The sequence below is a fragment of the Mediterranea massiliensis genome (genome assembly GCF_900128475.1).
In the GTDB taxonomy this organism is placed as follows: Bacteria; Bacteroidota; Bacteroidia; order Bacteroidales; family Bacteroidaceae; genus Bacteroides; species Bacteroides massiliensis_E.
Genome location: NZ_LT635838.1, coordinates 753,401 through 770,635, shown reverse-complemented (window position 1 = coordinate 770,635; position 17,235 = coordinate 753,401). Strand labels below are relative to the sequence as shown.

Sequence of the window (17,235 nt, the reverse complement as noted above, 5' to 3'; positions counted from 1 at the left end):
GGTGTGTCGTTTTGATACCCTGCAAAGGTACCGCGCCGTTATCCCTCTTCAATGGGGAGGCTGTCCCATTACACTGCAAACGGGTTACAGTCGCTTTGCAGCCGTTTGATGAGCGTGTATACCTTTCGCTCGCAAACATTATAACGTTCGGCCAGTACTGCCACGATGTAGGAAACCTTTTCGCCTTCGTCCAACAGCCTGTTGTAGTCATTGTATAGTTCGATATACTGTACGTCTTCCATCCGGATTCCCACTTTCCGGCATGTTTTCAGCATTCCTTTATTCAATTTCAGTATCTCAATTACTTTCATATTCAACAAAAATTAGTACTTTTGCACTGTCTCACTTATTAAACAACAACGAAAACACCCAAATGGGGTGGCATGAGGGCATTGCCCCCGGCCGCGCTCCATTTGGGTGCGTTGTGTTTAATAGTAAGTGAGACGACTGTTTTAACAGGCCGGGGGCTTTTTTTACAGCCTTACCCCCGAAGGCTTTTTTTAATCTACCGCATATAGCGACAAATCAAATACATCTTTCTTTTTCCATCCGTCGGCCAGCGTGTTTTGGATATGCTGCATGGCTTTCGTATAGAAGTCTGTCAGGTCTTCCAGTGTAGCAAACTCGCGATAGACCGGTTCGGTGTCCGTCCCGAATTTGAACACGACCGGAAGAGTCGCCCCTGCTGTTTGCACGGCAAGGTCGTAGGCTGCCTTGTAGTTGAACTGGTTCTCGCTTGACAACCATACCGGGACATTCTCGTAGGTGAAACCTGATAGGATATCCTTGTCGGTTTCCCGGTTGTGCCATGTTATGACCGTGGAGCGTATCTCGTCTTCGGTGGGTCGATGGTCGAACTCCTCTTCCATGTAGGTGGCCGATCCGTTCTCTCCCGGCTGCACGTCCCATCGGACACGCCATTTGTTTTTAATGGGGTTTATGCATTCAAGCAACCGTACCCCGGTGTTTCCTTCCACTTTTTTCATCAGCTGAATACATACTTGGTTCTACCTTTGCCGAAAGTTTCCGTCCGGATGATGGTCTCAAACGGAAATCCGTCCGGCATTTCACTCACTTGCGCGAGGATGTTCTTCATCTCTTCCGAGTTGGTGAAGAACTTCTTGGCCTCGCCATTCATCTCGATGGCTACGATACAGCGGTCTTCGCCCTGTTCGGTGCGGATGCCGGTCTCGAAGTCCTTCACGATGATGGGTAAGTTCACTAATTCCCGGATGCTTACCACGGAGCCGGGAAAACGTTTCTTGCCGTCTTCCGGCTTGTAGGAAACGTTCAAGTCTTTAAATGATCTCATTTTTTTGCCTGTTAATTTATTAAACAACATATTGCAGTCGGCGTGCTTGGCCATCCCATAGAAGGAAGCGACCAGTTCACGCCTTCTTTTCCTCGATTTGACCTCGTGCATTTTTCGGGCGAACTTCTGTTTGATGCGCTTGCGTAGGCGCACATGGTCGGGGTATATGACATATCCCAAGAAGTCTATGCCCTCGTCCACCGGGAATACACGTTCATCAGGCTTTACGGTAAGCCCGATTTGTGTGACCTGGAAGTGGACGGCATCACGAATCTTCCACAATTCTGATTTCGCGTCACCGAGTACCACGCCGTCATCGCAATAGCGGTAGAAATGGCGGACGCCGTACTTGTCCTTCAAATAATGGTCTAAAAAAACAGACAGGAGCAGGTTGCCCAACCCTTGCGACGACCTCAGCCCGATGCTGATTCCTTGCGGCATGAGCCTTACGAAGTTGTCAAGCATGGCGATGAGTTTCTTGTCCTTGAATACCCTCCGGACACAATACATTACGAAATCCTGCCCCACGCTCTCATAGAACTTGGAGATGTCGAATTTGTAGCAGTAGCGTGTTCCTTCCGGGTCTTCTTTCATGTCGCGGCGTATGTACTCCATGAGGTCGTGCATGCCGCGGTTCTTGATGCTGGCTGAGGTGGTACGGATGAACCGTTTCTTCAGGTGCCTGTCCACTACGGCCATGATTGCGTGGACGGCGATGCGGTCCTTCATGGTGAGTATCTGGATACGTCGCATTTTTCCACCCTCCACGATTTCCCTCTCCCGGTAATCCTTGACGGTGAATGTACCCGTCTTGATTTTTCCGGTAAGTTCCTGAAGCACCTCTTCCCTGTGCGCAAGCAGGTAACGTCCCTGGCGGCTTTTTTTTCGTTTGGAGCCACGGAGGACCTGGTTGAACGATTCCGCCATATTGGAATAATCGGCAATCTCTTCCACTATATATCCTTGCCTGTGCATTATAGCATCGTTTTTTTTGATTGTTTTACAAACGGAAGATAAGGGCCTTCCTTTCCCCGGGTCTGACTTCTTCGAGCTGACTTGAGCCTACCAAACTCCACCCGACGCGTGATTTTTCAGCTTTCCGCACCTGTGCGCTTTTGCTGTGGCTTGCTTCCCTCGGCACCACGGTAGGGGACACGTCCCCGGTGTTGTACGCCGATTGTTAGATTTCCAGACGGGAGCCGACATTCGTGTTCGAGTTCGATGCATCGTTATTCGCATTCGCATTCGACACGCCGCCATTCGCATTCGCATTGTTGTACCCGCGATAGACCACACGGACTATCAGGAAGCTCCACCGGGGTGCAAAGGTACGGATAAAAGCCAGTCCCCTTGTTAGATAACGAGGAAAATCAATGCGGCGATTGCTCCTCCGGTCACGGTGAGTGTCCAGTCCGTCCAGTCCCAACGACCGCCCCGGAGCTTGTCTTTGAGCTCCAGCGAGGAGGCTGCGATGGCGGCTGCGTATAAGGCCGCGTACGGTGTCAGGGCTGGCAGCCCCACGATAAAACCGCCTACCAGGTGTTTGTAGCGGTTACTTTGTTTCAAAAATGAAAGAATCTTGTTCATAAGCAATTGGATTAAAAAATGTTTTGTATATTTGCAAACACAGAAGCATTGAGGGAATGACGAGCAGGCGTTTTAGTCCAAAGTGTCGCCCTTGGTGCTTTTGTTTTTTTTTATTCTACTATTATATCATTTACTGAGTATAAAAAGTATTTTATGCGGATATAACCGTTATCCCTTCTTGTTACTTCTTTGGCAACATTAAGCCTTACCCATTTTCCATTGATTTTAACTTTGAAGTAGAAGAAGTGTTCCACATTGTCCGTCCTTGGGTGAGTCAATGCGGAATCATCCACATATTCGGCACGTTCAAGGTGTGAATCCAGGTTCTTCAAGTCCTCCTTGGAAACGATGCGTGTCCGTCCGAATGTGTCGGAGAACAAGTGCTTGTTGCCCTCTTTGGTAAAGCCGATATTCAAGTCCTTGCCATTTATGTTCTTTTCCACTTTCTTTTGAAGTAGAGGCTCCATTTCATGCAGATAATGGATACGTTCGATAGCTCGTGCGGACTTTTCCCGGTCTCCGGCGCATTTTTGCAGTATTTTGCAGGCGGCGCACAGCTCGTTGTCCGGAACGAAGGCCAGTTTAAGTTTCCCTTTGGCCATATCACAATCCCTGCACCTTTTGATGGTGTATGGGTTGTAATCCGGCATGGTCTTCTGTTCTTTTCCCGGGTTGAACCGGAAGATGCCTTTGGTGTCCCTTTGAAGGGCTGACTCGCCCAATGCCATTGCCTCATCGTAGGGCGTTTCCGGATATTTGGATTTTCGTACCTGGACTACGGTGCACCTGCAGTTCCATCCATTTGGCGGGAAATACTCTTCCCAAAAGGGGTCTGCCATAGGTCGTGTTACCCCATGCAGTTCGGCATGTTCCGGGCGAACCTTGCCATCCCCGGCCGTCCGGTACTGGAGGTTGTAGCGGTCCCCGTCTTCTGCGAACCGTTCCCACTTGGCGGCCATAGTCGCCGAAGCCTGCACAAAGTTGTACTCTGCCCGGAGGTAGCCCCGATTATAGGTTTCGTCTATCTTCCGGACATCGTTCAAAAAGCGTTCGAACGTTTTTCGATTGCCGTTCTCATCCAGCAGGGAGGGGAAGGCTTCGTTCAGTTCATGGAACGTCTTTAGGCCTGAGAATATATAATCCGACCTCTGCAGGCGCCCTCGCATGGCCTCGGACATCTCCACCTGCCGGAATGAAGAGTCCAGGACGGAGGCGTGCGTCTCTATAAAGTCCTGCGCCTCTTCTGAAGCCAGTATGTTGATTTCAAGGTTTGCCCCCTGCTCCCGGAACAGGGCTTTCATCATGCGGTCGAACATCTCTGTAAGCTTGTCACGCATCAATTTTGCCTCGTCCTCTTTTGAGAGTTGGAGGGTATGATTGCCAAGCAATGAACTGTAGCGTAGATGCAGCCCCGAATAATCCTCGGGGCTCAGTCGAAAAAACGGGATAGCGTTCCAGCCTGTTTGTCGTCTTTCTTCTTTTTCGGATCTGCCGGGTCCGGCTCTTCCTTCGGTTCCTTCTCCTCGCACGGAATGCCGTATTTTTCCTCAAAGTACTGTGGCTTCACCTTGTAGTGCTGCAGTACCATTTCTTCGTAGGCTTTCTGCTGTTCGGGAGTGTAGTCAATGGAGTAGTCCCAATCAAAACGCAGTCCCTTGACAGGAAAACCGTGACGAACCATGCGCGGAATGAGTTGGTTGTTCACTATATCCCGCAGCATGTCGCAGTCACTTTCCACGAGGTTCTGGAACACTTCAAGGTGCGTTTCAGACTGTGAGAGGCTGCTTCCGTCCTCAATGGTCATCGTTTGTCCGATGATAAGCTTTGACAGTTCGGAATTGGCCCGATCGATGCGCTTGTCATAGACATTGAATGCATCTCCCTTGCCGCTTTCCACAAATTCGATTTCGGTTTCCATTCCTGCCACCATGGAGAGAGCGGTTCCGGCTTCACGCAGCATCTTGTCAATGCGGTCGATTTCTTTCTGGTCGCGCGAGGTGGTGCGTGCTATACGCATGGGCATTCCGAATATTTCCCCGAAGGTATCCCAAAAAGCCAGCATATTCTTTTTGGGGATAGTCTGTGAAGCTGCCTTGAGATACAGCCCGAGGTCGTCAGGTCTGCCGGCCTCAATGAGCCAGTCCGAAAAAGGCGGCTGGCGGTAGTCTATACCTGTAGTCCAGTCCTGTCCGAGGTCGGTTATGACACGCCCATATTCAGGAATGACATGCTTACGCGGAATAAGCTTCACATCCGAATAACAGATGCAGCCGTCGCCGTCAGTGCAAAGGTCGCCCAATTCGATGAGCGAATGTCCCCAGTAGATGGAATCGAGCGCATATCGCATGAGCTGTTTGAACCAGGATTGGTCGAAGAAGTGTACCGCCTCCTCGTTCTCATCCCCTTTCACGTCTACGATTTTGAAAGAGCGTGCCATGACAAACCCTCTGCGCTGCTCCACGCATCCGGAGAGGTGAAGATCTATTTCCGCGTCCCGGTAGATGTCGTACAGGCGCTGGCGGCTGGGGCTGTCCACATTGATGGCCGACTGCCAGGCATCGCGCCAGTTCTTGATGTCCTTCCGGGTGAGTGCATCGGTGGTGCGCTGCAGGTCGATGACCATTTTCTGCACCCGCTTGATGTCTTTCCCCTTGGCCAGATTAAAATTGCCGTATGGCGTTTGCAGTACGTTTTTCGGTTTACTGGAAAACATACCGCTGAAAAAGTCTTTAATATCCATAGTCCTACCAGTTATGATGAAGCTGCTTCTGACAGCTGTAAACAAGTGAATTTCCGGACGGAAGCCCATCTTCTCCGACAGCCAGGGGCAAATCAGGGACAATTTTTCCGGCCTGTACGCCTTCAAGCCACTTGATGGCCCGTTCATATCGTTCCTTGCGTATCTCGCTTCCCATCTTTTGTGGCATGGCTGCGCTCATGTGGTAAAGTGAAATGTCGCAGGTGTACATGACAATGAGCCGGTTCCGGTGTTCATCCTGTGCAGAGAAAATGGCCGTACAGTCGTATTTCGGCCGTAGATAACCGGCAATTTCTTCCCGGGCTTCCGCTTCTGCATTGGTACGGTTTTCCGGGCTTACCTGGGAGATGACCTTCAATGCGTTGTCGCCGATGACAACTTTGTAATCTTCTTCTGTAATGAACATGACCTTATTATTTAGTGATGAATAATGCCATTTTTTCTATATCCCGGATAGTGGTTCCCTTGCGGAAACGGTGGCGGTGAATCAGTTCGCAGATATTCCTTTTGGGGACAACTTTCAGTTTGCCGCCCATATACAGGACGTAGTATTTTCTTCCGTAGAGCTTGGCATACTTGCAAGCACGGGCAACGGCACGTTTATAGCGCCATGCAAAAATCATTCTTTTAATCAGTTGTATCATGTTACCATATATTTTTGGCGGTCGGCCTTTTGCCGAACACCGGTTGAAAACTCTCCTGTCTTGAATTGCGCTGCAGCATCCAGATGGCTCCCTCGTCGGCATCCGGTGCATCATCGTGAATACGGCTGCCACGCTCCAGAGCCAAGGTCTGTTCGATTCCGGTCTGCATATCCGGCGATTCTTTCAACTTCTCATTGTAGAATACGAAACCGCGTTCCCATAATGGTGACACCGCTTCGATGCGCTGGAGCTTGTCCGGCTTCTTTCGTTTGTCCGGCATGATGGGCAGTTGGTATCCACGCAGATTTCCTTCTGCCTCAAACTCATCCAGAATGACATCCTGCATGAAGTTCGCTTCCATAAAGAACTGGACGGCTGCCGTATCGCGTGTACGCTCGTAGAGGTCGTAAAGCCACCGTACCATTCCGGAAACGGTATCCTGCCGGACGTAACAGTCTATAAGGTGCAGTTCCTTCCCAATCTTGCCCCAAAGGCGGCAAGCCTTGTAGTCGTTTGAAGTGGTCGATTTGAAAGAGGGGTCGGTATAGCAGACCAGCATTTCATACTTGGACAGTCTGGGCAGTTTCTTGTAACGAATCCAGTCTGCCCGGAAGATAGTGCCGTCCACGATGGGGTTGTGCATCATCTCCTTTTCCCATGCCCGGTAGCCTACGAAATCCCTGTATTCCTGCGCCTCCTCTTTTGTCCATTTTTCGCGCCATACCGGTTCTCCGTTCTTGTCTATTGCCTTGATGACGGATACATGTACCCCTTTTGTCTTGGTGAGATTGGCCAGCACCGAGTTTTTAGAAATGAGGTTCCCGACCATGATAAAGCGTCCCCGGCCCACATCCAGTGCACCAAAAAGGGCTTCTTTCACCCAGTCTGTAATGTCATGCACCCGTTTCTCATTGCGGCACAGTTCGTCGTCATCCAAGTCATCGATGACGATGTAGTCCGGGCGTGCTTCCCGGTCGCGCAGACCACGCGGAGACTGTCCGCGTCCGCAAGCCAGGAATTTCACCCCGTTGGCAGCCTTGAACTCCCCATCCTGCCAGGAGGCATTCCCCTGCTGCTTGCCGAAGTCGGCAATGATGCGCTGGTTGTGTTCCAGTTCCGCCTGAATATCGCCCAGCAGACGTGTGGCAGAGTCTTCGCTTTTGCCGACCACCACCATGAAATTGATGAGCCGCTTTGGTTGGAACATGAGCCATAATGGGACGAAGATGTCCATGTGAGTGGACTTGGCATGACCGCGCGGCCACATGAATACCGCCTTCAGGTTGGGCGTACCCCTTACTTTGGCCGCTGCGGCATTGTGGAACGGTGCATTGTGAATGGTGCGTATGGCTTCCCCGGTAGTCTTGTCACGCAAGGTGAGGAAGTGGGGAAAGTAATATTCGCAGAATGCGGCATAGTTACCCTGCAGCCGCAGAATGCGCCTGTCCCTTTGTGCCGGTGTCTCGCCTGCGAGCAGCGCCGTATCCGTAATGGACTGTACCCTTTTGCAGTGTTCTTTCCACTGTTCGTATGCCTGTTTCTTTTCCGCTGCTGTTGCCATGCCCTTGTTATTTTATGCCCATCTGTTCGGTTATGTACAGGTCCTGGTACTTGTTGATGGCCTTTACCAATTCCGGGGTCACATCCGGGTCGATCGTCGAGCGGTATTCGATCCATTTGGAAAATGCCATGAACACTTCGATGGCATCCACCACATTGGCCTTCTTGTCGAGCTTCTCGATGACCGCCGACAGTTTTGCCAGCTTGTCGCCCAGCCCGGCTATCAATGTGGGGTCATCCGACGAGTTCACTTGTGTGATAAGCGTGTCGATGGTGAGCAGAAGCTTGTTCACCAGTTCCGGCCGGGTGACGTTCTTTGCCGCCCTTGCTTCTTTCCACCCTTCGGAGGTACACCATTTGGATATGGTGACACGAGACACGTCCACCTTTTCCGCTATTTCCGTTTGCTCCATTCCGGAGAGGAATAGTGAGCGTGCGAGCGATTTCTTCTTTTCGATTTCTGCCTTTGTCATATTATAAAGAATATAGGTTTGAACGGCAGGTATTGGAATGACTGTACACCTGCCCGATTTGTTCGCAAAGTTGTCCGCTTATCGGTTTGCCGCCAAAATAATGTGTAACGGTTTCATAGAAGTGTGCAACCGTTGCACACATTTTTGGCGGCCCTGCGAGTGCTCCGTAATATTGCAAAGCCAACGCACAAAGGCGTGGCATGGAAAAATGAGTAAACGTGTAAGAATTTCAAATGACAGCCTGAACAGTTACGGAAGCCGCGTGCTGACATCGGGCATGAGTGTGGAGCAGTACTGTCGGAATCCGGTACTGCTGTACATGCACCAGCGCGGTAGCGTGATCGGTTATGTGAAGGATATCCGGGTGGAAGACGGCGAGGTGACCGGTGAACCCGTGTTTGACGAGGCGACCGACCTCAGTAAGAGGTGTAAGAAACAATTTGAGTTCGGCAGCCTGAGAATGGTAAGTGCCGGCATAGATATCCTGGAACTGAGCGAACAGCCCGAACATCTACTGCCGGGACAGACTTGTCCGACCGTGACCAAGAGTAAACTGTACGAGGTCTCTCTGGTGGACGTTGGTTCTAACGATGATGCCATCATATTGATGAAAGACGGTAAACAAATCACTTTGGGAAGGGACGGGGAATGTCCCTTGCCATCAATCAATAATCAAAAAACAGAAGAAGAAATGGAACTGAAACTTTTGGCCCTTCAATTGGGGCTGCCGGAAACGGCGACGGAGGCTGATGTAACCCGGGCATTGAATGACCTGAAAGCGGCCAAGGCTGAGAATGACTCTCTGAAAGATGAAAACGGGAAGCTGACCCTGGCCCGCATTACCGGTCTTGTGGAAAAGGCCGTAGCGGAGAAACGACTGGGGGAAGACAAGAAGGCACAGTTTATCGAACTGGGCAAGAAGGTTGGATCCGACGAGCTGAAGAATGTGCTTGATGCCATGCAACCCCAGGTGAAGATCTCCACCGTGCTGAGTTACCAGGGTGGCAAGCAGCAGGCACAGCCGTCCACCTATGCCAAGCTGAGCGATGTCCCGAGTGACGCACTGCTTGAAATGCGTGAGCAGAACCCGGAGGAGTACAAGCGTCTGTACAAGGCCGAATATGGAATGACCTGTGAAATTTGAAAACCTTTAAAATGAAGACAATGGGAAAAATTGTAATGCTTTTGACGGCACTCCTGTTCAATACGCTGACAGGTGCCGTGTGTGCTTCCGTGCTGGGATTCTCTCCTGCAGCCGGAGCTGTGGGAATGAATGCGGTGGCAGCCTTCATGGGCATGGCTCCGCAGAGCGCTTCAATACTCCGTGAAGGGGTTTATACGGAAATCTGGACGGGCGAGCTTGTCAAGGTACTCCGTGCCGGGCTGGAAGGCACGTGGCTGTCAGGAATTCCCGACCAAAGCAGTATCGTGAACAACGATGTGATTCATCTGGTAGAGGTAGGGGTGGATCCGGACGTCTTGATTAACAACAAGACCTACCCGATTGACGTACAGGCTTTGGAAGACAAGGACATCGCCATCAAGCTTGACAAATTCCAGACCAAGGCCACGCCGATTACGGATGACGAACTTTATGCCATCAGCTATGACAAGACCGCCCGTGTAAAGGAAGGTCATGCCAACAGTATCAATGATGCGAAGTTCACCAAGGCGGCCCATGCCCTTTGCGCGAACAAGAATACGGCAACGACCCCGGTGCTTAAGACTACCGGCGAGAAAGATCCGGCCACAAACCGTCTGCGCCTTACCGTGAATGACCTTGTGGAAATGAAGCGTGCCCTTGACAACCTGCGCGTGCCGTCAGACGGCCGCAGACTGGTGCTTTGCCCCGACCATGTGAATGACCTGCTGCTGACCAGCCAGGCATTCCGCGAGCAGTACAACATTGACCGCAACAGCGGCAAGGTAGGCAACCTGTACGGCTTTGAAATCTATGAGTACGGCAACAATCCGCTTTATACTACAGCCGGAGTGAAAAAGGCATTGGGTGCAACGGCAGAAGCCGGTGAATTCCCGTGTTCGTTTGCCTTCTACAAACAGCGGGTTTTCAAGGCAACAGGCTCTACCAAGATGTATTATTCCGAGTCAAAGAACGACCCGTTGAACCAGCGTAACCTGATTAACTTCCGCCATTACTTCATCTGCATGCCCAAGAAAGAGGATGCCGGAGTGGTAATGATGAGCGGCTATCAAGCATGATGATTATGGCAAAGTTGAAATATCTGGTAATACACTGTACGGCAACTCCGGAGGGACGTGAGGTTTCATCTGCGGACATCCGCAAATGGCATACATCTCCGGTTGCCCAGGGAGGAAGAGGATGGAAGCAGGTTGGCTATACCGACCTGTTCCACCTGAACGGAGGCGTGGAACGTCTGGTAGAAAACAATGAGGATGCACAGGTGGACCCTTGGGAAGTGACCAACGGAGCCAAGGGATATAACAGTGTGAGCCGTCACATCGTGTATGCCGGAGGCGTGGAAAAAGACGGTAAGACCCCGAAAGACACCCGCACCGGCTGTCAGAAAAAGGCACTGGAGAAGTATGTGAAGGATTTTCACCGGAAATTTCCTGATGTACGCATTGTAGGACACAACGAACTGGCAGCGAAAGCCTGTCCGAGTTTCGATGTGCAGGAATGGTTGAAAGAAATAGGTATTAATCAATAATAAAACCGGGTGGTATGGACTTGAGCGAATTTATGAACATTATCCTTGGCGGCGGCCTGGTTGGTACGGTGGCGACCATTGGCTCCTTGCGGGCTACTGTGAGAAAAGCGAAAGCGGAAGCGATGAAGGCCGAGGCCGGTGCAGAGGCTATGCGCATAGATAACGCCGAACATGCCACCCGCATTTTGATGGAGAATATTGTAAAACCTCTGAAAGATGAATTTTGTGAAACAAAGAAAGAACTGGCCCGCAATACACGTGAGATGGCCCGTCTTAGAAAAGCTATTGATACAGCCGGGAACTGTCCTCATCGTGACGATTGCCCTGTGCTTGACAGGTTGCGCGAGTCACCGAAAGAGCATGAACCGGGAAGTCCGGACGGAAACGGCAAGCGCCGACAGCGCGAGCGGAAGTCGACGGGCGGGACTGGTGATGGCGGGGGTACCGGCGAGTTCGGTGAAGCTGACTATACCGGCGGACAGCCTCCGTAAACTTCCTGAAGGGGCGGTGTATCGCGGGAAGAGTGGACAGGCGAATCTGACCGTAGGCAGCGATGACAGCGGGAACATCGTGGCCGAAGCCTCGTGTGACAGTCTGCAGCAGCTGGTGCTATGGTATGAAGAAGAGCTGGCGCGCATCCGTAGCGAGACCAAGAACGAAATTTTAAATGACGTTCAAACGGAGGAAAAACGTCCTCCGAACCCGGTGCGGGTGTTTACTTGGGGAATGGTTGCCGGCTTGCTTGTCGGTATGTTATTAACAATGAAACTGAAAAAAAGATGAACAAGAATTTTATGTACGGCATAGGAGCCGTAAAGTATAAGGATTTCACAATCGGGTATATTGAAAAGAACTCGTTTGACCTGGGCGGCAAGAAACCCGAGGCCGCGAAGATCGAGGCCGAACAGGTGCAGGGTGCCCCGGTGCTGGTCATCCCACAGAGTAACGGCGGCATCGCCCCGACATTTAACGTTATCCAGATGAACTATTCGAACCTGCACAAACTGCTTGGCGGCAGCCTGCATTATAAGAAAGAAGATTCGGAAAAGAAAACTCCGATCGGCTGGACAGCCCCGTCGGAGGTGCTTGTCATGCAGGGACCATGGGAACTCTCCCTCGTGTCCGGACAGAGCGTACTGATTCCCAACGCCACGCTGCTTTCCAATCCTGCAGGCAAGCTGACCCTTACAGAAACCTCCAAGATAGAGGTTACGCTCGAAGTGGCGATGCCGGAGGACGGTTCGCAGCCTTACGGCGTGTTCGATACGGAAGCAATACCGGACGAGTGGGGGCAGTACAAGCTGCCGCCGGCGGAAGCCGCGGCTGCAGCATCGCTCCAAAGCGAGGAGGGCTAACGTATGGCTGACCGGCTGGAACAACTGATAGAGATGGAGTGTGCGGACGCGCTGCTTGACAGTGGCGTGTCCGTTCCTCTTAAAAGGTGGAAGTTTCCGTGGCTGAAACGCCCGGTGGAGGTACGTGTGACGATGAAGCGTCCGAGACTGCGGGGTCAGATATTGTTGGCCAGGGAATATCTGAAGATGGGTATCAAACCCGACTGGCAACCGAAGGACAAGGCCGAGGAACTGGCCTTTGTGGCGGAGCATGGCAAGGCCGTGAGCCGTCTGCTGGCCTATACGGTATGCCGGGGCTACGTGTCGCGGCACGTGGGTATCGGGGTGACGGCATGGGTGCTGCGGAACTTTGTGGAGTGGCGCTATCTGAAGGCTATGTTCCGGACATTCGAGCGTCTGATGGGCACGAAGGATTTTATGCGTATTATCAGCTCGACAGCGCGGGCGAACCCGATGACTCCGAGACTGAGCCAGGCAAGGAAGGGGAGTTAAGAACCCGGTATGAGGGTTCCCATAGCCCTTTCGGCTTCGTGTGGCAGATAGCGAGTGCAACGGGCTGGAGTGTGGACTACATTCTGGACGGTGTGAATTACCAGACGCTGATCATGATGCTGAACGACGCACCGCGGTATGTGCGGAAAAAGCAAGGCGGCGGAAACGGTGCTCCCGGACCGGAACACAGCGCCGAGGATGAAGCGAACGATATAGTAGGATTTTTTCAAAGCAAACTGGAATGAGCAAACCTGTAGAAGTTGAATTTTTGATGAAGGACAAACTCACGCCCGGCATGAACAAGGCCGAGCGTGAGGCGCTGGAACTGCGTAATACCGTCAGACTGCTGGAGGCTGAACTGGAAAGGCTGCGCCTTGCCGGGGAGACGGCTGCCCCCAATCTGGACCAGAGTGCCAATATCGCGCAGATCCATGCACTGGAGAAGCAGCTTGAGGAATTGCGTGGCAAACTGAAACTGCTGCAGGAGGAATCGGAATCCGTGCAGGTCACCCCTGCAGACATGCCCAATGCACAGCGCCAGTTCAACGGGCTTCACAACAGCATCCAGCAGATGGCACGTGAAATGCCTTCTTTGGCCATGGGACCGCAGATGTTCTTTCTGGCCATATCCAACAACCTGCCGATTTTTACGGACGAACTGGCCCGTGCCCGTAAGGAATATGATGAGCTGCAGAAGTCAGGCAAGAAAGGCACACCGGTATGGAAACAGGTCCTGTCCTCGCTCTTTTCCTGGCAGACGGCCATGACCACCGGCATCATGCTGCTGGTAATGTACGGTGATGAAATCTGGGATTGGACGAAAAACCTGTTCAGTGCCAAAAAAGGCGTGGATGAATTCAACATATCACTCAAGGAAATGACCGAGATAGAGAAGGACGGCCGTGCCCAGATGGTGCGTACCCGCTTCGAACTGAAATCGGTCATCGATGAAATAAAGAACTTCACCGGCAGCAAGGAACAGGAAAAGGCGAAGGTAGAGGAACTGAACCGCAAGTACGGGGAATCTTTCGGGTATTATAAAACACTTTCCGAATGGTATGATACCCTTATCCAAAAGAGCGAGGACTATGTACAGGTCCTGCTGCACCAGGCCAATGTCCAGAACCTTGTAAAAAAAGCTGCAGAAGCCGATGAAGAGGTGAATAAAATCAAGGCGCAGAAACCGGAAGAGGCGGAAAGCGCCATGGGTTTTTTCGGGAAATGGGGACAATATATCATGCAGTCAAGCATGGCAGAATCCGGGCAGTTCTATGACGCACAGGCTGCCATTAAGAAACATGATCAGGAAGCTTATGACATACTGTTGAAAAATGCCGAAAACAAACGCGACGGTTATCTGAAAAAAGCGGAGGAAGAGGTAAAGAAAGCGGCAGAAGCAGCCAAAAAAGGAAATATCGGCGGACATACCGACCCCGAACAGTCCGGGAAGAATCCGGAAGCGGAAGCCAAGCAACGGCTTGCCACAGAGCGCAGGCTGGCGCAGGATCTTGCCGCCCTGCAGGCCGAGAACCGGAAGGAAGAGATAGACCGTATGCAAGCCGGTACCGAAAAGAAACTGGCACAAATCGAATATGACTATAACGCCCGGAAAGAAGAGATAAACCGGCAGGAAGCCGACTGGAAGCGTGAGAACAAGGAAGCCGGTCTTTCCACCGGAGATAACGGACTTACCCGGGAGCAACAGGATGAACTTGAAAAAGCCCGTGCCTCAAACACCGCGTCCCGGAAAAAAGCGGAGGCGGACGTGTACAGGGAAGAGGCGGAAGCCATGCGTGACTATCTGAAGGAATACGGGACCTTCCAGCAACAGAAACTGGCCATCGCTGAAGAATATGCCGAGAAAATCCGCAAGGCACAGTCCCAGGGTGAAAGGCTGACTTTGGAGAAACAGCGTGATGCGGCTGTGCATAAAGTGGATATGGAAGCTCTGACCCAAAAGATAGACTGGGGAGCAGCATTCGGGGATTTGACAGGCCTGCTTGCAGACCAGATGAAGAACCTGCTTGGCGAGCTTAAACAGTATGTCAAGACGGATGAGTTCAAAAAAACGGGAGCCGCAGACCAGCAGGTCGTCTACGATGCCATTGAACGTATTCAAAGCATGCTTCCCGGTGGTAACGGCACATTGGATTTTGCCCGGTTACAAACGCAGATGCACGCTTTGGGGGATGCCGTAACACGTGTGCAAAATGCGGAACTGCAGCAGGAAGCGGCATTCGCCCGGTTAAAAGCGGCGCAGACCGATTACAACAAGGCTCTTGAAAGCGGTAACCAGGCAGAAATAGAACGTACCAAAATCGCTCTTCAAACGGCCCAATCGTCCAGTGCTTCAGCTGACGAAGAATACCTGAACGCCACCTCTGAAATGAAGGTGCTTGCCGGGGAGGTGAAAAGTGCCTCCCGGGACACGGTTGACGGGTTGAACATGGTATCCAACGGATTGCACGGCTTTGCAAGCGGAACCTTGCAGGGATCATTTGAAGGAATCCAGAATATGCTTACCGGTCTGTCAAAACTGAATATCGGAGGCAAGGTCGGTGATGCCATCAGTCAGATGTCCGAGACCCTGTCAAGTGCCGGAGTCATCGGGCAGATCATATCGGCCATTCTCTCCATACTGGATTTGCTGAAAGACGGTATTGGCCCGATTATCTCATCATTGATAGACACCATTTTCAATGCGATAACCGGAATACTCGACAATATCCTCAGCGGAGACCTGTTCAAACAGATAGGCGGTTCCCTTGTGAAAGGTATCGGGGGATTGCTGAACACGGTGTCTTTCGGAGGTTTCAACAAACTGTTCGGCATCGACGGAAACGCCAGGGAAGTGCAGGCGGCTATAGACCGCCTTACAGACCGGAACGAGAAACTGCAGACCTCCATTGAGGACCTGACCGATACCATCAAGGCAAGCAAGGGGACTAAATCGGTGGAAGCTTACCGGGATGCTTACAAATACCAGAAAGAGACGAATGCAAACTATCTGCAGATAGCGCAGGAACAGGCACGCTACAGCAAAAGCCACCACTCGTGGAACTACTACTGGGGTGGTTTCAGCCAGGCACAGATAGACAAACTGAGCGGACAGATCGGCCGCCGGTGGGACGGGAACCTGTGGAGCCTGAGCCCGGAGGAGATGAAGGCGCTGCGCAGCAATGTGGACATGTGGACGCAGATACAGAATACCGGTAAGGGCGGCTATGGCGGGCGACTGACCGAGAAGCTGGATGACTACATAGACCAGGCCGGCAAGCTGGAGGAACTGACCGACCAGCTGTATGAAGGGCTGACGGGCATTTCATTCGATGGTATGTACAGCAGCTTCATCGACAACCTGATGAACATGAAGTACGGTGCCAAGGATGCGGCGGAGGATATATCCGAGTACTTTATGAAAGCCATGCTGAGTAACAAGATAGGCGAGCTGTATAGCGAGAAATTGAAAGGCTGGTGGGAGAAGTTCGGCAAGGCCATGGAGGACAACGAACTGACCGAGGCGGAACGGAACGCGCTGATGGAAGAGTACATGCAGTATATGGATGAAGCCCTTGCCCTGCGTGACAACCTGGCGGCGGCCACGGGCTACGACAAGACCGAAGCCGGCGGCACCAGTCAAAGCGCGAAAGCGGGCGGCTACACGGCCATGACGTATGACCAGGGCACGAAGCTGGAGGGGATGTTTACCGGCGGTTTGCAACATTGGTCGAGCATGGACGACCGGCTGGAAAGCGTGGTGGAGAAGATGGACACGGCCGAGGGCCACCTGGCCCGCATCGCTGAGAACACGGGTGTAAGTGCCGGCCACCTGGGCGAGATAAAGGATGAGATAAAGAAAATGATACGTGACGGACTAAAAGTGAAATGACATGGCAGATATATTGGGCGGGCTGGTGCTGGTGAACGGCACGGACATCTGGACGGAATACGGCGTGTTCCTGGTGGAGGACCGGCGCGGTGGCATGGATAACCTCTCGGCGATCCTGACCCCGAGCAAGACGAAGAAGGAGACGGCCGTGGACATACGGGAGGAGGACGGGGAGAAATACAGCGCGGTCCTTACCCCGAGGAACGAGGCGCGTGACGTGACGCTGCACTTTGCCCTGTATAACAAGACAAAGGAGGGATGGCTGCGGAAATACTTCGCGTTCATCAATTTCCTGAAGAAAGGGAAGGACGGGTGGCTCGACATCGCGTTTCCCCAGCTCGATCTGACCCTGCACGTGAAATACACGGACAGTCCGAAGTTCACTCCGCTGACCTATTTGTGGAAGGAAGGGGTCCACGCCGGGAAATTCAAGGTGAAGTTCCGCGAGCCGGTACCGATTATATAACCATTCAAA

At 52.1% G+C, this 17,235-nt stretch carries 20 protein-coding genes; 10 read left to right on the top strand and 10 right to left on the bottom strand.

Annotation, left to right across the window (positions count from 1 at the left end; all coding sequences use genetic code 11):
• Nucleotides 1–68 precede the first annotated feature (68 nt).
• The 10 genes from BQ7483_RS13125 to BQ7483_RS13075 form a co-directional block, all read right to left on the bottom strand.
• Entirely contained in the window at nt 69–311 is a 243-nt protein-coding gene (locus BQ7483_RS13125; protein WP_008778303.1) for a helix-turn-helix domain-containing protein, read from the bottom strand.
• Nucleotides 312–500: 189 nt separating this feature from the next.
• The gene (locus BQ7483_RS13120; protein ID WP_008778304.1) at nt 501–986 is read right to left on the bottom strand and encodes a hypothetical protein; all 486 of its coding nucleotides are present in this window, start codon (nt 984–986) and stop codon (nt 501–503) included.
• Entirely contained in the window at nt 986–2,287 is a 1,302-nt protein-coding gene (locus BQ7483_RS13115) for a reverse transcriptase domain-containing protein (protein ID WP_072546184.1), read from the bottom strand. The genes BQ7483_RS13120 and BQ7483_RS13115 overlap by 1 nt, the downstream gene beginning before the upstream one ends.
• A gap of 378 nt (nt 2,288–2,665) precedes the next feature.
• Nucleotides 2,666–2,899: a hypothetical protein gene (locus BQ7483_RS13105; RefSeq protein WP_008675568.1), complete on the bottom strand. Its 234-nt coding sequence runs from the start codon at nt 2,897–2,899 to the stop codon at nt 2,666–2,668.
• A gap of 110 nt (nt 2,900–3,009) precedes the next feature.
• Nucleotides 3,010–4,215, bottom strand: a complete 1,206-nt coding sequence (locus BQ7483_RS13100; protein WP_008675569.1) for a phage head morphogenesis protein — start codon at nt 4,213–4,215, stop codon at nt 3,010–3,012.
• Nucleotides 4,216–4,328: 113 nt separating this feature from the next.
• Entirely contained in the window at nt 4,329–5,639 is a 1,311-nt protein-coding gene (locus BQ7483_RS13095; protein ID WP_072546183.1) for a phage portal protein family protein, read from the bottom strand.
• Nucleotides 5,640–5,643: 4 nt separating this feature from the next.
• Nucleotides 5,644–6,063 carry a phage protein Gp36 family protein gene (locus BQ7483_RS13090; RefSeq protein WP_008675573.1) on the bottom strand — a complete coding sequence of 140 codons (420 nt, stop codon included), beginning with the start codon at nt 6,061–6,063 and terminating at the stop codon, nt 5,644–5,646.
• Nucleotides 6,064–6,070: 7 nt separating this feature from the next.
• Nucleotides 6,071–6,301: a hypothetical protein gene (locus BQ7483_RS13085; protein ID WP_005798272.1), complete on the bottom strand. Its 231-nt coding sequence runs from the start codon at nt 6,299–6,301 to the stop codon at nt 6,071–6,073.
• A gap of 1 nt (nt 6,302) precedes the next feature.
• Nucleotides 6,303–7,862, bottom strand: a complete 1,560-nt coding sequence (locus BQ7483_RS13080) for a hypothetical protein (RefSeq protein WP_008675575.1) — start codon at nt 7,860–7,862, stop codon at nt 6,303–6,305.
• 7 nt (nt 7,863–7,869) lie between these two features.
• Entirely contained in the window at nt 7,870–8,334 is a 465-nt protein-coding gene (locus BQ7483_RS13075) for a terminase gpP N-terminus-related DNA-binding protein (protein ID WP_008675577.1), read from the bottom strand.
• A 208-nt stretch (nt 8,335–8,542) separates the two neighbouring features.
• On the opposite strand from BQ7483_RS13075, the gene BQ7483_RS13070 reads away from it, so the two are divergent.
• From BQ7483_RS13070 to BQ7483_RS13025, 10 genes are read left to right on the top strand one after another with little or no spacing between them, the layout of a single operon-like run.
• Nucleotides 8,543–9,478 carry a peptidase gene (locus BQ7483_RS13070; RefSeq protein WP_032934379.1) on the top strand — a complete coding sequence of 312 codons (936 nt, stop codon included), beginning with the start codon at nt 8,543–8,545 and terminating at the stop codon, nt 9,476–9,478.
• Nucleotides 9,479–9,513: 35 nt separating this feature from the next.
• Nucleotides 9,514–10,554 (top strand): hypothetical protein, encoded by a 1,041-nt coding sequence (locus BQ7483_RS13065; RefSeq protein WP_171030726.1) that lies wholly within the window; start codon nt 9,514–9,516, stop codon nt 10,552–10,554.
• Nucleotides 10,555–10,559: 5 nt separating this feature from the next.
• A complete protein-coding gene (locus BQ7483_RS13060; RefSeq protein WP_008778307.1) occupies nt 10,560–11,024 on the top strand; it encodes an N-acetylmuramoyl-L-alanine amidase in 465 nt (154 codons plus the stop codon).
• Between the two features lie 14 nt (nt 11,025–11,038).
• On the top strand, nt 11,039–11,515 hold the full coding sequence (locus BQ7483_RS13055) for a hypothetical protein (RefSeq protein WP_008778308.1): 477 nt from the start codon (nt 11,039–11,041) through the stop codon (nt 11,513–11,515).
• Nucleotides 11,481–11,807: a hypothetical protein gene (locus BQ7483_RS13050; RefSeq protein WP_227204527.1), complete on the top strand. Its 327-nt coding sequence runs from the start codon at nt 11,481–11,483 to the stop codon at nt 11,805–11,807. The genes BQ7483_RS13055 and BQ7483_RS13050 overlap by 35 nt, the downstream gene beginning before the upstream one ends.
• Nucleotides 11,804–12,379 (top strand): hypothetical protein, encoded by a 576-nt coding sequence (locus tag BQ7483_RS13045; RefSeq protein ID WP_005798256.1) that lies wholly within the window; start codon nt 11,804–11,806, stop codon nt 12,377–12,379. The genes BQ7483_RS13050 and BQ7483_RS13045 overlap by 4 nt, the downstream gene beginning before the upstream one ends.
• A gap of 3 nt (nt 12,380–12,382) precedes the next feature.
• On the top strand, nt 12,383–12,871 hold the full coding sequence (locus tag BQ7483_RS13040; RefSeq protein ID WP_008675842.1) for a hypothetical protein: 489 nt from the start codon (nt 12,383–12,385) through the stop codon (nt 12,869–12,871).
• A gap of 38 nt (nt 12,872–12,909) precedes the next feature.
• A complete protein-coding gene (locus BQ7483_RS13035; RefSeq protein WP_008675843.1) occupies nt 12,910–13,116 on the top strand; it encodes a hypothetical protein in 207 nt (68 codons plus the stop codon).
• Nucleotides 13,113–16,760: a viral A-type inclusion protein gene (locus tag BQ7483_RS13030; protein ID WP_072546182.1), complete on the top strand. Its 3,648-nt coding sequence runs from the start codon at nt 13,113–13,115 to the stop codon at nt 16,758–16,760. Before BQ7483_RS13035 ends, BQ7483_RS13030 begins: the two co-directional genes overlap by 4 nt.
• A 1-nt stretch (nt 16,761) precedes the next feature.
• The gene (locus tag BQ7483_RS13025; RefSeq protein WP_008778313.1) at nt 16,762–17,226 is read left to right on the top strand and encodes a hypothetical protein; all 465 of its coding nucleotides are present in this window, start codon (nt 16,762–16,764) and stop codon (nt 17,224–17,226) included.
• Nucleotides 17,227–17,235: the final 9 nt, after the last annotated feature.